The 14274-nt window shown below is 73.4% G+C and carries 14 protein-coding genes; 4 read left to right on the top strand and 10 right to left on the bottom strand.

Features of this window, described 5'->3' with window-relative positions:
- Positions 1-439 precede the first annotated feature (439 nt).
- Positions 440-1450 carry an ArsR/SmtB family transcription factor gene (locus AC069K_RS23480; RefSeq protein ID WP_478619356.1) on the top strand — a complete coding sequence of 337 codons (1011 nt, stop codon included), beginning with the start codon at positions 440-442 and terminating at the stop codon, positions 1448-1450.
- Between the two features lie 64 nt (positions 1451-1514).
- On the opposite strand, the gene AC069K_RS23475 is transcribed toward AC069K_RS23480, so the two are convergent.
- The 8 genes from AC069K_RS23475 to AC069K_RS23440 form a co-directional block, all read right to left on the bottom strand.
- A complete protein-coding gene (locus tag AC069K_RS23475; RefSeq protein WP_478619353.1) occupies positions 1515-2435 on the bottom strand; it encodes an oxidoreductase in 921 nt (306 codons plus the stop codon).
- A gap of 57 nt (positions 2436-2492) precedes the next feature.
- Positions 2493-3272, bottom strand: a complete 780-nt coding sequence (locus AC069K_RS23470) for an SDR family NAD(P)-dependent oxidoreductase (protein WP_478619350.1) — start codon at positions 3270-3272, stop codon at positions 2493-2495.
- A gap of 73 nt (positions 3273-3345) precedes the next feature.
- Positions 3346-3930 (bottom strand): TetR/AcrR family transcriptional regulator, encoded by a 585-nt coding sequence (locus AC069K_RS23465; RefSeq protein WP_478619347.1) that lies wholly within the window; start codon positions 3928-3930, stop codon positions 3346-3348.
- Between the two features lie 56 nt (positions 3931-3986).
- Complete coding sequence (nirD, locus tag AC069K_RS23460; protein ID WP_358833435.1) at positions 3987-4319, bottom strand: nitrite reductase small subunit NirD; 333 nt, start codon at positions 4317-4319, stop codon at positions 3987-3989.
- On the bottom strand, positions 4316-6847 hold the full coding sequence (nirB, locus tag AC069K_RS23455; RefSeq protein WP_365110744.1) for a nitrite reductase large subunit NirB: 2532 nt from the start codon (positions 6845-6847) through the stop codon (positions 4316-4318). The genes nirD and nirB overlap by 4 nt, the downstream gene beginning before the upstream one ends.
- A gap of 282 nt (positions 6848-7129) precedes the next feature.
- Positions 7130-7840 carry a class F sortase gene (locus AC069K_RS23450; RefSeq protein ID WP_365110741.1) on the bottom strand — a complete coding sequence of 237 codons (711 nt, stop codon included), beginning with the start codon at positions 7838-7840 and terminating at the stop codon, positions 7130-7132.
- Between the two features lie 6 nt (positions 7841-7846).
- On the bottom strand, positions 7847-8437 hold the full coding sequence (locus AC069K_RS23445) for a hypothetical protein (protein WP_478619342.1): 591 nt from the start codon (positions 8435-8437) through the stop codon (positions 7847-7849).
- 161 nt (positions 8438-8598) lie between these two features.
- On the bottom strand, positions 8599-9378 hold the full coding sequence (locus tag AC069K_RS23440; protein WP_478619339.1) for an aminotransferase class IV family protein: 780 nt from the start codon (positions 9376-9378) through the stop codon (positions 8599-8601).
- A 58-nt stretch (positions 9379-9436) separates the two neighbouring features.
- Here AC069K_RS23440 and AC069K_RS23435 point away from each other — a divergent pair, with 58 nt between their 5' ends.
- Positions 9437-10060, top strand: coding sequence for an NADPH-dependent FMN reductase (locus AC069K_RS23435; RefSeq protein WP_478619336.1), 624 nt, complete (start codon positions 9437-9439; stop codon positions 10058-10060).
- 32 nt (positions 10061-10092) lie between these two features.
- On the opposite strand, the gene AC069K_RS23430 is transcribed toward AC069K_RS23435, so the two are convergent.
- Positions 10093-11736 carry a M4 family metallopeptidase gene (locus tag AC069K_RS23430; RefSeq protein ID WP_478619333.1) on the bottom strand — a complete coding sequence of 548 codons (1644 nt, stop codon included), beginning with the start codon at positions 11734-11736 and terminating at the stop codon, positions 10093-10095.
- A 781-nt stretch (positions 11737-12517) separates the two neighbouring features.
- Between AC069K_RS23430 and cutA the strand changes: the two genes are divergently transcribed.
- Positions 12518-12841, top strand: a complete 324-nt coding sequence (gene cutA / locus AC069K_RS23425) for a divalent-cation tolerance protein CutA (RefSeq protein ID WP_478619330.1) — start codon at positions 12518-12520, stop codon at positions 12839-12841.
- Positions 12838-13329 carry a gamma-glutamylcyclotransferase family protein gene (locus AC069K_RS23420; RefSeq protein WP_365110723.1) on the top strand — a complete coding sequence of 164 codons (492 nt, stop codon included), beginning with the start codon at positions 12838-12840 and terminating at the stop codon, positions 13327-13329. The genes cutA and AC069K_RS23420 overlap by 4 nt, the downstream gene beginning before the upstream one ends.
- On the opposite strand, the gene AC069K_RS23415 is transcribed toward AC069K_RS23420, so the two are convergent.
- A complete protein-coding gene (locus tag AC069K_RS23415; protein WP_478619326.1) occupies positions 13259-13948 on the bottom strand; it encodes a SanA/YdcF family protein in 690 nt (229 codons plus the stop codon). The genes AC069K_RS23420 and AC069K_RS23415 overlap by 71 nt on opposite strands.
- Positions 13949-14274 lie beyond the last annotated feature (326 nt).

The following is a 14274-nucleotide window of genomic DNA, read 5'->3' as shown; positions in this document are numbered from 1 at the left end:
TTCCGCATGTCCGCGCGCGCTTCCGCTTGTTGTTGTTCCGGGCCCGCCGCGGAGGTGTTTCTGGGTGTGCCCCCGCTTAATTCCTGTTGAAGTGCGGACATTTAACGGGCGCGTGGCCCTAAATGCAGAGTGCGGTTCACGGATCCCCATCCGCGAACCGCACTCTGTCATCCCCGCCGGGCACGGAGCCGCCACCATGCCAACCGCCGCCAGACGAAGCAAAGCCCCCCACGGTCCTCACAACGTCTTTCCGGTCGGCCCGGTGTCGTGCCCGACGTCGTACAGCTTTTCGGTACACACCGGCTGCTCGCGATGCCTTTCAACTGTGGCTGAAAGGCCGGTGGTCACGGCCTGTGACGGTAGGCATACTCAGGGGCGGGACGATTGCGGGTGCAACATGATGCGACACGTTGCAACATTCGAGACAGGTGGAGATTCGGTGCTGCGTATTCATTTCACTGGCGTGGACCTGGCCCGGGTGCGCATGGCGCCTGGTCCGGACGCGCTGTGGGAAACGATTCTCAGCTTTCATCGATTAAGAGACCGTCGGGGCGCCCTAGTCTTCGGTGAATGGCGAACGGAAACGCGTACCCGGTTGAACGGTGAAACACGTCTGCTCTCCGCAGTGGTGCCGGGCCGCGGCTATTTTCCCGACTTTCTCACGCCCACCGAAGGGCCGCACACCATCGACTCCGGGCTCGAAGCCGTCCGCGAGACGGGACAGGACCGGCTGCACGACGAGCTGTCCCGGGTCGCGGGGCCCCGAGGGCTGCCCCGGTGGCTGCGGGCGCTCGCCGACGGGAGCGCCGAGCCGCTGGATCGTCTCATGGGCGTCCTGCGCGGCTACCACCGGGCCGCCATAGCGCCGTACTGGACGCACATCCAGGCCCGCGTGGACGCCGACCGGGCGGCCCGGGGGCGCGCGCTCCTGGACGGCGGGGCGGATGAACTCCTCGCCTCGCTCCCGCCGATGATGCGCTGGCGGGCCCCCGTCCTGGAGGCGGACTACCCGGTGGACCGGGACGTGTACCTGGAGGGCCGCGGGCTGCTGCTCCAGCCGTCGTTCTTCTGCCGGCGCACCCCGGTGTCGCTCCAGGACCCGCTGCTGCCGCCGGTGCTGGTCTATCCGGTGACGCACACCCACACGCCGTACGAGCGGCAGGGCGCGGGCACCGCGCCGGGTCCCTCGCTCGGCCGGCTCGTCGGGCACACCCGCTCGGCGGTGCTCCAGTCGATCGGCCACGGCTGCACGACGAGCGAGCTCGCCCGCCGCGCTGGGGTGTCGCTCGCCTCGGCCAGCCAGCACGCCGGCGTCCTGCGGGAGGCCGGTCTGCTGGTGACCCTGCGGCACGGCAGCGCGGTGCTGCACACGCTGACCCCGCTGGGGTCGGCGCTGCTGCGGGGCGGCCAGCCGGCGGTGGCGGAACGTTCCGCCCCGGTTTCGCTGTAGGGCGCGTCGGTACGGGGGGTTCTCCCGGGGGTGGCCGGAAACAGCCGGTCCCGGGAGGGCCGTCCTACAGCCCGTACCGCACCCCGGTCAGTTGCTCGGAGGCCACCCACAGCCGTTCCCCCGCGGTGTCGTCCAGGGTCCACTTCGCCCGGGACGACCGCGCGGGGGCGCCGCGCCAGCCCTGGAGGCGGGGGCCGGTGAAGGAGTCGGGGCGGACGCCGGGGGCCGTGGCCGCGTAGAGGGTCGGCAGGGCGCCCGCCTCGGCGGGCTGGGCCAGCAGGCGGTTGCCGAGCCGGACCACGCGTTCCGCAGCCCGGCGGCCCTCCATGCGGACGCCCGCCGTCTGGAGGTTGGTGGAGGCGTAACCGGGGTGGGCGGCCGCGGCGACCACCGTCGAGCCCGCGGTGCGCAGTTGGCGGGCCAGCTCGTGGATGAAGAGCAGGTTCGCCGTCTTGGAGCGGGCGTAGGCGATCCAGCGCCGGTAGCGGCGCTCGCTGTTGAGGTCGGTGAGGTCGAGGGCGGACAGGGCGTGCAGCCCGCTGGAGACCGAGACCACCCGCGCCGCCGGAGCCGCCCGCAGCCGGGACAGGAGCAGGCCCGTCAGCGCGAAGTGGCCCAGGTGGTTCACCCCGAACTGCCGCTCGAAGCCGTCCGCCGTCGTGCCGTACGGCAGGGCCATCACCCCCGCGTTGTTGATCAGCAGGTCCAGGCGGTCGTGCGGGTACGTTTCCGCGAAGGCGCGGACGGATGACAGGTCCGCCAGGTCCAGGGGCGCGAACTCCACGTGCGCGCCGTAGACCTGACGATGGATCAGGGCCTCGGCCTCCCTGCCCCTGGCCTCGCTGCGGCAGGCCAGGATCACCCGGGCGCCCTTGCGGGCGAGTTCGCGTGCGGTGACGAGCCCTATGCCGCTGTTGGCCCCCGTGACCACCGCCGTACGGCCGCTCTGGTCGGGGATGTCCCTCGCGCTCCAGCCCTCAGTCATGCGGGTACCGTACCGTCCGGTAGGTCCGGACAGCAGGGGGCCGCCGGGCCGCCGGGCTCAGGCGGCGGCGCCCCCGTCGATCACCAGGTCCGTGCCCACCGCCGACGCGGCGTCGTCCGAGGCCAGATAGAGGACCGCCGCGGCGATCTCCTCGGTGGTCGAGACGCGCCCCAGCGGCGACTGCTCCTTCATCCGCACCGCCCGCTCCGCCTCGCTCTCGCCCGCGCGCAGCGACATCGCGGTGGCCGAGGCGCCGGGGCTGACCGCGTTGATGCGGACGCCGTCCTGGATGTGGTCGAGGGCGGCGGCCCGGGTCAGGGCGGAGACCGCGGCCTTGGTGGTGAGGTAGCCGGCGACGCCCGGGAACCGCTTGTGGGCGCCGAGGTTGGAGGCGATGTTGACGATCGCGCCGCCGTGCTCCTGGGCGCGCATCTGGGCGACCTCGGCCCGCAGGGCGAGGAAGACGCCGGTGAGGTTGGTGTCGAGCATGGCCCGCCAGTCCTCGGGCGCCAGGTCGGCGAGGGCCGCGCCGCCCCCGCGCAGCACCCCGGCGTTGTTGACGGCGACGTCGAGCGAGCCGAAGCGGGCGACGACCGCCGCCACCAGGGCCTGGACGTCCTCGGCGCGCGAGACGTCCGCGGTGAACGCGGCGGCCGTCCCGCCCGCCTCCCCGGCCAGGGCCACGGTCTCCTCCAGGGAGGCGAGGGTACGGCCGGCGACCGCCACCTTGGCCCCCTCGGCGGCGAAGGCGAGCGCGACCGCGCGGCCGATCCCGGAGCCCGCGCCCGTGACGAGGACGGTCCTGCCGGTGAAGCGGGCGGCTGAGCGAGCAGACATATTTGACCAACCGTTCTGTTATGAGGAGAGGAAAAAGGGGCGCCGACTCGACGCGGCGCCCCTGGGGGGCCGTTCAGTCCAGCAGGGTCAGCGCGGCCTCGGCCGCCTCCCGCACCCGCGCCGGGTCCTCGCAGGCCCTGCCCATCACCCGCATGCCCTGCATGAGCACCAGGAACATCCGGGCCAGGGCGCGCGGATCGCGTTCCGGCGCCAGCTCGCCCTGGGCCGTTGCGCGTACGAGCGCGGAGTGCAGCAGCGTCTCCAGCCGCTCCCAGGACTGCTCGACCCGGCGGGCCGCGGCGCTGTCGCGCGCCCCCAGCTCGGCGGCCGTGTTGGTGACGAAGCAGCCGTCCCGGCGGGTCGCGGCGGCCGTGGAGTCGGTGGCGAAGCGGCGCACGACCGCGCGCACCGCGGGCAGCGCCGGGCCGGGCCCCGACAGCTCGCGGAGCAGGATCGCGGTGTGCGCCTCGCCGTACCGGTCGAGCGCCTTCAGATACAGCTCGTGCTTGTTGCCGAAGGTCGCGTAGATGCTGGCCCGGCCGATGCCGAGCCGGTCGACGAGGTCCGCCATCGACGTCGCCTCGTAGCCGCGCTGCCAGAACAGCTCCAGGGCCGACTGGAGCGCGGCGTCCGGATCGAATTCCTTGGTTCTGGCCATGAGGACGACAGTACGGCTATCTGGAACGAACGGTCAAGATTCTTTGGGTGGTCCGTTCAGGACGCCTCGGCCGCGTACGCCTGGATGCTGACCTCGTCGTCGTCCAGGCACCGGCCCGTCTCCAGGTCGAAGCGCTGCTTCAGCAGCGGGGAGGCGACGAAGACCCGGCCCCCGGCGGAGCCGAGCAGCCCGCGCGACATGACGTACGCGCCGGTGAACGGGTCGCGGTTGTCGATCGCGTACGCCCGTCCCGTGCGGTCGGTGAAGACCGCCGCCTGGCGCCCGTCGGGCAGCAGCGCGGCGACCCCGCGGCCCGGGATGAGCCGCTCGCGCCCGCAGACCTCGAACCAGCCGTCTTCCAGTCGCAGTCGGATGCTGTTCTCGTTCATCGTGCGGCCACCTCCAGGGCCAGGACGGGCAGTTCGGGCTTGATCTGGCCGCGCTCGGGCACGAACCGGACCGTGGGGTCGGGCGTGCCGGGCGCGTTGACGAAGGAGACGAACCGGGCGAGGCGCTCGGGGTCCTCGACCGTCTCGGCCCACTCGTCGCGGTAGGCGGAGACATGGGCGGCCATCAGCGCCTCCAGCTCGTCGCAGATGCCGAGGGAGTCGTCGACCACCACGTCCTTGACGTGCTTGAGACCGCCCTCTATCCGCTCCAGCCACACCGAGGTGCGCTCCAGGCGGTCGGCGGTGCGGATGTAGAACATGAGGAACCGGTCGATCAGCCGGACAAGTTCGTCGTCGCTCAGATCCTGCGCCAGCAGGTCCGCGTGGCGCGGGGTGGCGCCGCCGTTGCCGCCCACGTACAGGTTCCAGCCGTTGGCCGTGGCGATCACCCCGAAGTCCTTGGACTGGGCCTCGGCGCACTCGCGGGCACACCCCGAGACGGCCGCCTTCAGCTTGTGCGGGGAGCGCAGCCCCCGGTAGCGCAGCTCCAGGTCGATCGCCATCTTCACCGAGTCCTGCACCCCGTAGCGGCACCAGGTCTGCCCCACACAGGACTTCACCGTCCGCAGCGACTTGCCGTAGGCGTGGCCGGACTCGAACCCGGCGGCCACCAGGCGCGCCCAGATCACCGGGAGCTGGTCGACCCGGGCGCCGAAGAGGTCGATGCGCTGACCGCCGGTGATCTTCGTGTAGAGGCCGTAGTCGCGGGCCACCTCGCCGATGACGATCAGCTTGTCCGGGGTGATCTCGCCGCCGGGGATGCGCGGCACGATCGAGTACGAGCCGTTGCGCTGGATGTTGGCGAGGAAGTGGTCGTTGGTGTCCTGGAGCGCGGCCTGCTCGCCGTCGAGGATGTGGCCGTGGCCGAGGCTCGCCAGGATGGAGGCGACCGCGGGCTTGCAGATCTCGCAGCCCTCGCCGCCGCGCGCGGCCGGGCGTCCGTGCTCGTCCAGGAGCTGCCGGTAGGAGCCGACGCGCAGCGCCAGCGCGATCTCGTACAGCTCCTGGCGGGTCTGCGCGAAGCAGTCGCACAGACCGCCGTCGCCGGTCTTGGGGAGCAGCTTCTCCAGCGTCTTGACGCAGCTGCCGCAGCCCGTGCCCGCCCTGGTGCACTTCTTCACCTCGGGCAGCGAGGCGAGCGGGGTGACCTCGCCCTTGGTGACGTTGTGGCAGGAGCAGATCACCGCGTCGTCCGGCAGCGCCTCCGGGCCCAGCGCCACGGGCGCGCCCAGACCCGCCGGGAGCACCAGCTGCTCGGCCGGGATCGGCGGGACGTGGCCGGTGAGCGGGCGCAGCGTGCCGTACATCTCGGCGTCGCCCACCAGGACCCCGCCCAGCAGGGTGCCGTCGGGGGAGACCACCAGCTTCTTGTAGATGCCGGAGCGGGCGTCGGTGTAGACGACGTCGAGGCTGCCCTCGGCACTGCCGTGCGCGTCGCCGAAGGAGGCCACGTCCACGCCGAGCAGCTTGAGCTTGGTGGACATGTCGGCGCCGGTGAAGGACTTCTCCGGCTCCTGATCGCCCCGCGCCAGCGCGTCGGCGACCGCGACCGCCATCTCGTAGCCCGGCGCGACCAGGCCGTACACCTTGCCGTCGCAGGCCAGCGCGCACTCGCCGATCGCGTAGACGGCCGGGTCGGAGGTGCGGCACCGCTCGTCGACCACGATGCCGCCGCGCTCGCCGACCGCCAGACCGCAGTCGCGGGCCAGCTGGTCGCGGGGGCGCACCCCGGCCGAGAAGACGACGAGGTCGGTGTCGAGGCGGGAGCCGTCGGAGAGGAGCATGCCGTCCACGGCCCGCTCGCCGGTGATCTCCTGGGTGCCGACGCCGGTGTGGACCGACAGGCCCATCCCCTCGATGGTGCGCAGCAGGGCCGCGCCGCCCCCGTCGTCGACCTGCGCGGGCATCAGCCGGGGCGCGAACTCCACGATGTGCGTGGCCAGTCCGAGGCCCTTGAGCGCCCCCGCCGCCTCCAGGCCGAGCAGCCCGCCGCCGACCACCGCGCCGGTCGTCGCGGTGCGGGCGTACTCCTCGATGGCGAGCAGGTCCTCGATGGTCCGGTAGACGAAGCAGCCCGTCAGGTCCTTGCCGGGCACCGGCGGCACGAACGGGTAGGAACCGGTGGCGAGCACCAGCACGTCGTACGCGAAGACGCGCCCGGAGCGCGCGGTGACCGTGCGCCCGGCGCGGTCCACGCTCCGCGCCGGGTCGTCCAGGTGCAGTTCGATGCCGTACTTGTCGATGAACCCCTCCTCCACCATGGAGAGTTCCTCGGGGGTGGTGCCGGTGAAGTACGAGGTGAGGTGGACCCGGTCGTAGGCGGGCCGGGGCTCCTCCGCGAGGACCACCACACGGGCGTGGTCGGTGACCCCCTTCTCGGCGAGGGCTTCCAGGAATCGCTGGCCGACCATGCCGTGGCCGACCACGACGATCGTGCGGGCTGCGGCCGAGGGTGCGGGTGTGGTCATGTCGGAACCCTCCGTCGTGGGTGAGCGGGTGCGGCGGGGGCCAGATGGCCGGCGGCGGGCCGGCATGGTGTCCGAACCCATGACCGCAGCCTGCAAGACGGCTGTTTCCCGGTCGGATCTGACCGGTTTCCCGGGCGCAACGGCCCGCTCAGCCCCGCGACGGGGTGCCTGTGAGTGTTCTGCGCCCACGGCCGGGACGGCCGTGAGCCGCCGCACCCGGCGAGGCCGCGCGACGGGCCGCCGGGCGGGTTCCCCGATGGGCTCCCCGAGGGGCCCCGGGGCTCACTCCCTCCCGGTCAGATGGGCGAAGACCACCACGTTCCCCCGGTAGCCCGTCTTCTCTCCGAACCCGCCGCCGCAGGTGATCACCCGCAGCTCGGGGCGCCCGGCCGGGCCGTACACGCGCCGGTCGGGGAAGGCGTCGTTCGGATACACCTCGACCGCGTCGACGGTGAAGACGGCCGTGCGCCGGTCCGCGCGGGCCACCTCGATACGGCTGCCCTTCTTCAGCGCGCCCAGCGCGTAGAAGACGGCGGGCCCGCGGGCGTCGTCGACGTGCCCGGCCATCACGGCCGTACCGTCGGCGCCCGGCGCGGTCCCGTCCTTGTACCACCCGGCCGAGCCGCCGCTGCCCGGCGGCACGTCCAGGGAGCCGTCCCGGGCGAGGCCGAGCCGGATCACCGGCGCGTCCACCCGGATCGCCGGGATCCGCAGGCGTACCGGCTCGGAGGGGGCCAGGGCCGCTCCGGCGAGGGCGCCGCCGGTGCGGGGCCCGTCCCCGCGCGCGGGGGGCGAGCCGGTCCCGGCGGCCGGTGCGGGGGCGGTCCTCGCGCCGACGAACGCCTCCGCGCGCGCGGGCTGCGGCGGCTCGGACGTCTCGGTGCCCTGCCGCAGCAGCCACACCCCGACGCACACGGCGACGCAGACCAGCCAGCCGTTGCGCCGCCGTGCGGCCTCGGCGTCCCGCAGGGCCTGGGCCGAACGCGCCGACAAGAGCGGTCAGCCCCGGTCGCGCGGCTCGCCGGCCCGGCGGCGCAGCAGCAGCCCGCCGGTGACGGCGGCGACGGCCAGGACGGCCGCCCCGGCCGCGATCTCGGTCCGGTTGGAGGTGGCCGTACTGCCGCCCAGCCCCGTCCGCACATGCCCCCGTGGCTCCTGCCGCTCGTCCGAGGGGTGGTGCTCGCGCTCCTCCGAGGGGTGGTGCTCGCCCCAGTCGCGGAAGGTGTTCTCGCCACCGCCCGAGATGGTCAGCTCGCCCCGCGCGGACTTGCCGCTGTCGCAGGCCACCGTGATCTCGAAGGTCCCGGACCTGGCGGTGGGGGGCACCGTGAACTGCCCGGCGAGCACTTCCTTGTGGGTGGATGCGCGCAGCGGGAACTCCCCGTCGCCCACCGCGCGCGCGTCCCCGGTGGCATGGCCGTCATGGCCGCACGCGGTGGTGTTCACGGTGACGGTGGCGCCCGGCGCGGCCGTCGACGGCCACACCTCCACGCCCGCCCCGCCGAAGTCGTTGGCGTACCCGGGTGCGGCGCCCAGGCCCAGCAGGGCGGCCGCGAGCGCGGAACCGGTCAGCAGGCGGGCAGTGCGCATGGGTCCTCCGGGGAGCGGGATGCCGTGCTTCTCCCTCCGAGGTAAGTGGCCCGCGCGGACGCCCGCTCCCCGGCGGGGGGCGAACGAGTGACGGCGGTGCGCCTCCCGTCACCCGTTCGCGCGGGCGCCCGTGCTCGGGCGGGGGTTCCGCAGGCGGCCTCTCAGACCGCGTCCCACGGCACCTCCGCGTACAGCCGCCACAGGGTCTCCATCAGCTCGGTGTCCACGGCGAAGGCGGTGTCGTCGATCCGGGCCACCGGGGCGATGCCCTGCGAGTTGGTGACGAAGGCCGCCCGGTACGCGCCGAGGCCGCCCAGGGTCACCGGGCGCCGGGCCGTGGCCGTGCCGTACCGGGGCAGCCGCTCCTCGACCAGGGCCATGGTGATGCCCCGCAGCGCCGGGCGGTCGGGCCACACCACCGTGCTCCCGTCCCAGAACGCGATGTTGGTGACGGCCCCCTCGGCGACCTCCCCGCCGGGGCCGGTCAGCAGCGCGTCGGTGTAGCCCTGGTGGACGGCGGCCCGGCCGTAGTACCGCTGGGCGAAGCCGCCGAGGTGCTTGACGTGGGCGACCGGCCGCTCGTAGGGCACGGAGAGCAGGTGCTGCGGCTCCGGAGAGAGGTCGATCGGCGGGCGCACGGTCACCATCACGGCCGGATCCTCGTCCGGGCCGTACACATAGACGCGCACCGCCGCGTCCTCGGCGCCGGCCCCGGCCAGGGCGCGGCGGATGAGCGTACGGACCCGCTCGCCGTCGAGACCCGGGCCGAACAGCTCAACGGTCGCCGCGTCCAGCCGCGCCAGGTGCAGGGCGAGTCCGCGCACCCGGCCGCCGCGCACCTGCATCGCGGTGAAATGCCCGTAATTGCCGGTCAGGGCGGGGATGCGGAGATTCTCCGCGTCGGCGGGGAGGCCGTTGATCTCGACATGGGGGCTCGTCATGGGGCCACCGTAGACCGGGCTTGACCTCAAGCTAAGTCGAGGTGTGAGGCTCCTCCGCATGGACCTCACCACCGCTCCCCACGCGGAGCCCACCGACTCCCGCCCCGCCCCCCTGCGCCTCACCGTCGTCCTCGGCTCCGACCGCGAGGGGCGCTTCGGCCCCGTCGTCGGCCGGTGGCTGCTCGCCCGGCTGCGTGAGCGCGACGACTTCGACGTGGAGGTGGTCGACCTCGCCGAGGACCGGCTGCCGACCTCGATCTCCTACGAACCGGCGCCACCGGTCCGGGCGGTCCTCGACACCGTCACGCCGAAGCTCGCCGCGGCGGACGCCTTCCTGGTCCTCACCCCCGAGTACAACCACTCCTTCCCGGCCTCGGTGAAGAACCTCATCGACTGGCACTTCGTCCAGTGGCAGGCCAAGCCGGTCGGCTTCGTCTCCTACGGAGGGATGTCGGGAGGCCTGCGGGCGGTCGAGCACCTGCGTACGGTCTTCGCCGAGATGCACGCGGTCACGGTCCGGGACACGGTCAGCTTCCACCACGCCCACGGCCTGTTCGGGCCCGACGGCGAACTGGCCGAGCCCAGCGGCCCCGAGACCGCCGTCAAGCGGCTGCTGGACCAGCTCGCCTGGTGGGGCAGGACGTTGCGGGACGCCAAGGAGACCCGCCCGTACGCCGCCTGAGCACGGCGTACGGACGGGAACGGGCGCCGGGCTCAGCCGACGGCGACCGCCGACCAGGCGGCGGCGACCGCGTTCTGCTCCGCGCTGCCGCTGCCGTACAGGTCCTTCGCCGCGTTCAGGGTCGCCGTGCGGGCGGCCGCGTAGTTGGTGGAGGACGTCATGTAGACGGTCAGGGCCCGGTACCAGATCTTGCCGACCTTGTCGTGGCCGATGCCGGAGACCGTGGAGCCGTTGCAGGTGGGGCTGTTGTACGAGACGCCGTTGATCACCTTGGCGCCGCTGCCCTCGGAGAGCAGATAGGCGAAGTGGTTGGCGACGCCGGAGGAGTAGTGGACGTCGAGGTTGCCGACGCCCGAGTACCAGCAGTCCGCCGACTTGGTGTCCGTGGACGGCTTGTCCATGAAGCGCAGGGCGGGCTTGCCGAAGCCCGGCTTCACGATCTTCTCGCCGATGAGGTAGTCGCCCTGGTCGGCGGAGTTGCCCGCGTACCACTCGACCATGGTGCCCATGATGTCGCTGGTGGCCTCGTTGAGGCCGCCGGACTCACCGCTGTAGGTGAGGGCGGCGGTCTTGGAGGTGACGCCGTGCGACATCTCGTGCCCCGCGACGTCGAGGGCGACGAGCGGCCCGAACGTGGTGCCGTCGCCGTCGCCGTACGTCATGCAGAAGCAGCTGTCGTCCCAGAAGGCGTTGTTGTAGTTGCTGCCGTAGTGGACGCGGTTGTACGAGCCCTTCCCGTCGCCGGCGATGCCGTTGCGGCCGTGGACGTTCTTGTAGTAGTCCCAGGTCGTGTTGGTGCCGTACTGCGCGTCCACGGCGGCCGTGGCGCGGTCGGTGGTGGCGCCGTTGCCCCAGTGGTTGTCGGCGTCGGTGAACAGGACGGCGGGCGCCCGCACGAAGCAGATGCCGAAGAAGCACAGGTCCGTCTTGTTCTGGGCGTCACCGGTGTAGGTGTTGCCGCGGGTGGGGTCCTTGAGCTGGTACGTGGTCCCGGACAGCGTGGTCTCCAGGGCCACGGTGCCGCTGTAGAGGGACTGGCCGTCGCCGGTCGCGGTCTCGATGGAGTCCCAGGCGTCGATCGCGGCGCCGGTGCGGGCGTCGGTGAGCACCACGCGCGCGACGGGGTTGCCCTGGGAGTCCCGGCCGGCCGTCTGGGTCCGCCAGGCCAGCCTCGGGGCGCCGTGCAGGGCGTCCACGACGAGCTGCGGCTTGGCGGTCAGCCCCTTCAGACCGGGGTGGGCCGCGCGCACCTCGGCGGAGGCGAGGCCCGCGGCGCGGGGCGCGGAGAGCGCCGGGGTCACGGTCGGGACGGAGAGGTCGTTGGCCACGGCGCGGTCGGCGCCGCGGTAGGCGCCGGAGGGGGCGAGGTGGACGACGAAGTCGCCGCCGAGCACGGGCAGTCCGCGGTACGTACGGTCGTAGCGCACATGCCGGCTGCCGTCGGCGTCCGTGATCACGTCCCGTACGGACGTGCCCTGCGCGGCGGTCACGGCGAGCGCGGCGGCGTGGGCCGTGACCGCGCTGTTCGCGGCCTGGACCGCGGCGTCCCGGACGGGGACGTGCGGCCGGGGTTCGGCCACGGCGGAGGTGGGGGCGAGCGCGGCGGCGATCATGGCGCCGGCCGCGACGGCTATCCCGGCGGTGGTGAGGCGCGATGCGTTCCGTGTCGGTCTCATCGGGCTCCTCGGTCATGGGGGGTCGGTCGGCTCGGGTAAAGCTGATGCCGCATCAGTTTTAGGGGGACATGACAGGGGCTGTCCATAGGGCGGGGGCGCTCCGCGGGGGTGGGGTGAAGTGGGGGGTGGGGTGTTGCCGGGGGTGTTTCGGCCGCGGGAGGTGGACGGTCGCTCGCGCAGTTCCCCGCGCCCCTGGGGGGTGGGGTGGGGCGGGCTTGTTCGGGTGCGGGTGGTGGTGGGTTGCTCGCGCAGTTCCCCGCGCCCCTTAGGGGGTGGGGCGCCTGTGGGGTGTTCGGCTGCGGACCGCGGGTGGCTGAGCGCGCAGTTCCCCGCGCCCCTTGGGGGTGGGGTGTGCCGGGCTTGTTTGGGTGCGGGTCGTGGGTGGCTGGTCGCGCAGTTCCCCGCGCCCCTTGGGGGGCGGCGCATCCTGCCGGTTGGCTCGGCCACGGGCTTTTAGGGGCGCGGGGAACTGCGCGCTCAGCCGTCCACGGTCCGCAGGGGGGGGCAGGCGTCGCAATATGGACGGCGGTCCCCCTAGGGGCGCGGGGAACTGCGCGAGCAACCCACCACGGTCCGCAGGGGGTAGGCGTCGCAACATGGATGGCGGTCCCCCTAGGGGCGCGGGGAACTGCGCGATCAGCCACGATCAACCCGGCACCCGGCACCCCGCACCCCGCCACCCGGGACACTGGTAACAGCCGTGCGCATGCACAGGCACAGCCGTCCGTCGACGGACCGGCGAGGCCGCCGAAGCCCCCGCACCCCGAAGGAGCCCCCCCCCGTGACACCCCCCGAGTGCCTGACCGTCCTGACCACGACCGACAGCCGCGCCGAAGCGGACGCCCTCGCCCGGGGCGCGGTCGAGGCCCGTCTCGCCGCCTGTGCGCAGATCACGGGCCCGATGACCTCCGTCTACCGCTGGCAGGGCGCCGTCGAGACCGCCGAGGAGTGGCGGGTCCAGTTCAAGACCGCCGCCGCGCGGTACCCGGACCTGGAGCGCCACCTGCTCGCCGCCCACCCCTACGACACCCCGGAGATCATCGCGACCCCCGTGGTGCGCGGCAGCGCCGACTACCTGGCCTGGCTCGCGGCGGAGACGGCATGAGGGCCGACGCCCCGGCCGCCCCCGCCCTGCCGTTCTTCGTCTACGGCACCCTGCGCCCCGGCGAGCGCTACCACCGGCTGCTGCTGACCGGCCGCACCGCCCACGAGACGCCCGCGCGGCTGCCGGGAGCGGTGCTGTACGAGGGGCCCGGCTATCCGTACGCGGTGCGGGGCGACGGCGTCGTCACCGGCGCGCTGATCACCCCGCGCCCCGAGGCGTACCCCGAAGTCCTGCGCGTACTGGATCAGTTGGAGGAGTACCGCGGGCCGGGCGACCCCCGCAACCTGTACGACCGGGAGGAGCGGACCGTCGAGCTGCCGGACGGGACGGCGGCCCGCGCCTGGGTGTACCTGGCGGCGGCCCCGCTCGCCCGGGAGCTGCGCGAGCACGGCACCCCGCTGCCCGGCGGCGACTGGCTCAGCCCCCGTCCGCCAGCGCCCGCGCCACCCCGTTCTCCTTCGGCCCGAGGAAGCGCGGACCGGGTTTGAAGGCGGCGTCCAGGGCGGCCTTGCCCGCCGCGAACACCTCGCGGGTGGAGCCGTAGTACCAGGTGGCGTCGTGCACGGCGTCCACCGCGACCCCGTAGGAGTCGACCCCGGCCGCCTCGCACAGCGCCACCGCCCGCCGGATGTGGAACCCCTGGCTCACCAGCACCGCCCGCTCCACCCCGAAGATCTTTCTGGCGCGTACGCACGAGTCCCAGGTGTCGAAGCCGGCGAAGTCGCTGACCACCCGCCCGTCCGGGACGCCGTGCCGCACCAGGTAGGCGCGCATGGCGTCCGGCTCGTCGTACTCGGGCCGCCCGTTGTCCCCGGTCACCAGGACCGCCCTGACCTTTCCGGCCCGGTACAGCTCGACGGCCGCGTCGAGGCGGTGCGCCAGGTACGGCGAGGGCTCGCCCTGCCAGAGCCCGGCCCCGAACACCACCGCGACGCCGGACGCGGGCGCCCGCGCCACCGTGCCGACCTTGCCGTCGGCGGCCGTGAACATCCACGCGGCGGGCGTCAGGGCCAGCGTGCACAGTGCCGCGACGGCCTGCACGGCACGCCGCTGCCCCGTGCGGGTGCGCGGCAGAGCGATCCGTAGGCGAAGGCGCGGCAGGCGCATGGGGTCCCCCTGGGATCGACGGTCCGGCGACGGCGTTACGGGTGGTCGGACGCGGGGGAGGGGGCGCGCGGTTCTGCCCCCGCGCCCCTTCGTGCGAGATCCCGCCGAGATCCCGCCGAGATCCCTCCGCGCGCCCCGCCTCCGTGAGGCGGCGGAAAACACTCGTCACCACGACGCAACGCCATGGCAATGTGGGCCCGGCAGGATCGGTCCACGACGAAGACGCGGCGGATACGGATACGGAGACCGAGACGGATACCGATACCGATACCGATACGGATACGGATACGGATACGGATACCGGCCCCCGGATACCTGGCCCCGGA

The sequence above is a fragment of the Streptomyces sp. NPDC043908 genome (genome assembly GCF_056435525.1).
The sequence above is the reverse complement of the archived record's forward strand: the minus strand, read 5'-3'. Positions and strand labels throughout refer to the sequence as shown.

Coding starts and splice junctions, on each gene's coding strand:
- AC069K_RS23415 (WP_478619326.1), bottom strand. CDS start 13,948: ATGCGCCTGCCGCGCCTTCGCCTACGGATCGCTCTGCCGCGCACCCGC.
- nirB (WP_365110744.1), bottom strand. CDS start 6,847: ATGACCACACCCGCACCCTCGGCCGCAGCCCGCACGATCGTCGTGGTC.
- AC069K_RS23475 (WP_478619353.1), bottom strand. CDS start 2,435: ATGACTGAGGGCTGGAGCGCGAGGGACATCCCCGACCAGAGCGGCCGT.
- AC069K_RS23440 (WP_478619339.1), bottom strand. CDS start 9,378: ATGACGAGCCCCCATGTCGAGATCAACGGCCTCCCCGCCGACGCGGAG.
- AC069K_RS23465 (WP_478619347.1), bottom strand. CDS start 3,930: ATGGCCAGAACCAAGGAATTCGATCCGGACGCCGCGCTCCAGTCGGCC.
- AC069K_RS23430 (WP_478619333.1), bottom strand. CDS start 11,736: ATGAGACCGACACGGAACGCATCGCGCCTCACCACCGCCGGGATAGCC.
- nirD (WP_358833435.1), bottom strand. CDS start 4,319: ATGAACGAGAACAGCATCCGACTGCGACTGGAAGACGGCTGGTTCGAG.
- AC069K_RS23435 (WP_478619336.1), top strand. CDS start 9,437: ATGGACCTCACCACCGCTCCCCACGCGGAGCCCACCGACTCCCGCCCC.
- AC069K_RS23445 (WP_478619342.1), bottom strand. CDS start 8,437: ATGCGCACTGCCCGCCTGCTGACCGGTTCCGCGCTCGCGGCCGCCCTG.
- AC069K_RS23420 (WP_365110723.1), top strand. CDS start 12,838: ATGAGGGCCGACGCCCCGGCCGCCCCCGCCCTGCCGTTCTTCGTCTAC.
- AC069K_RS23470 (WP_478619350.1), bottom strand. CDS start 3,272: ATGTCTGCTCGCTCAGCCGCCCGCTTCACCGGCAGGACCGTCCTCGTC.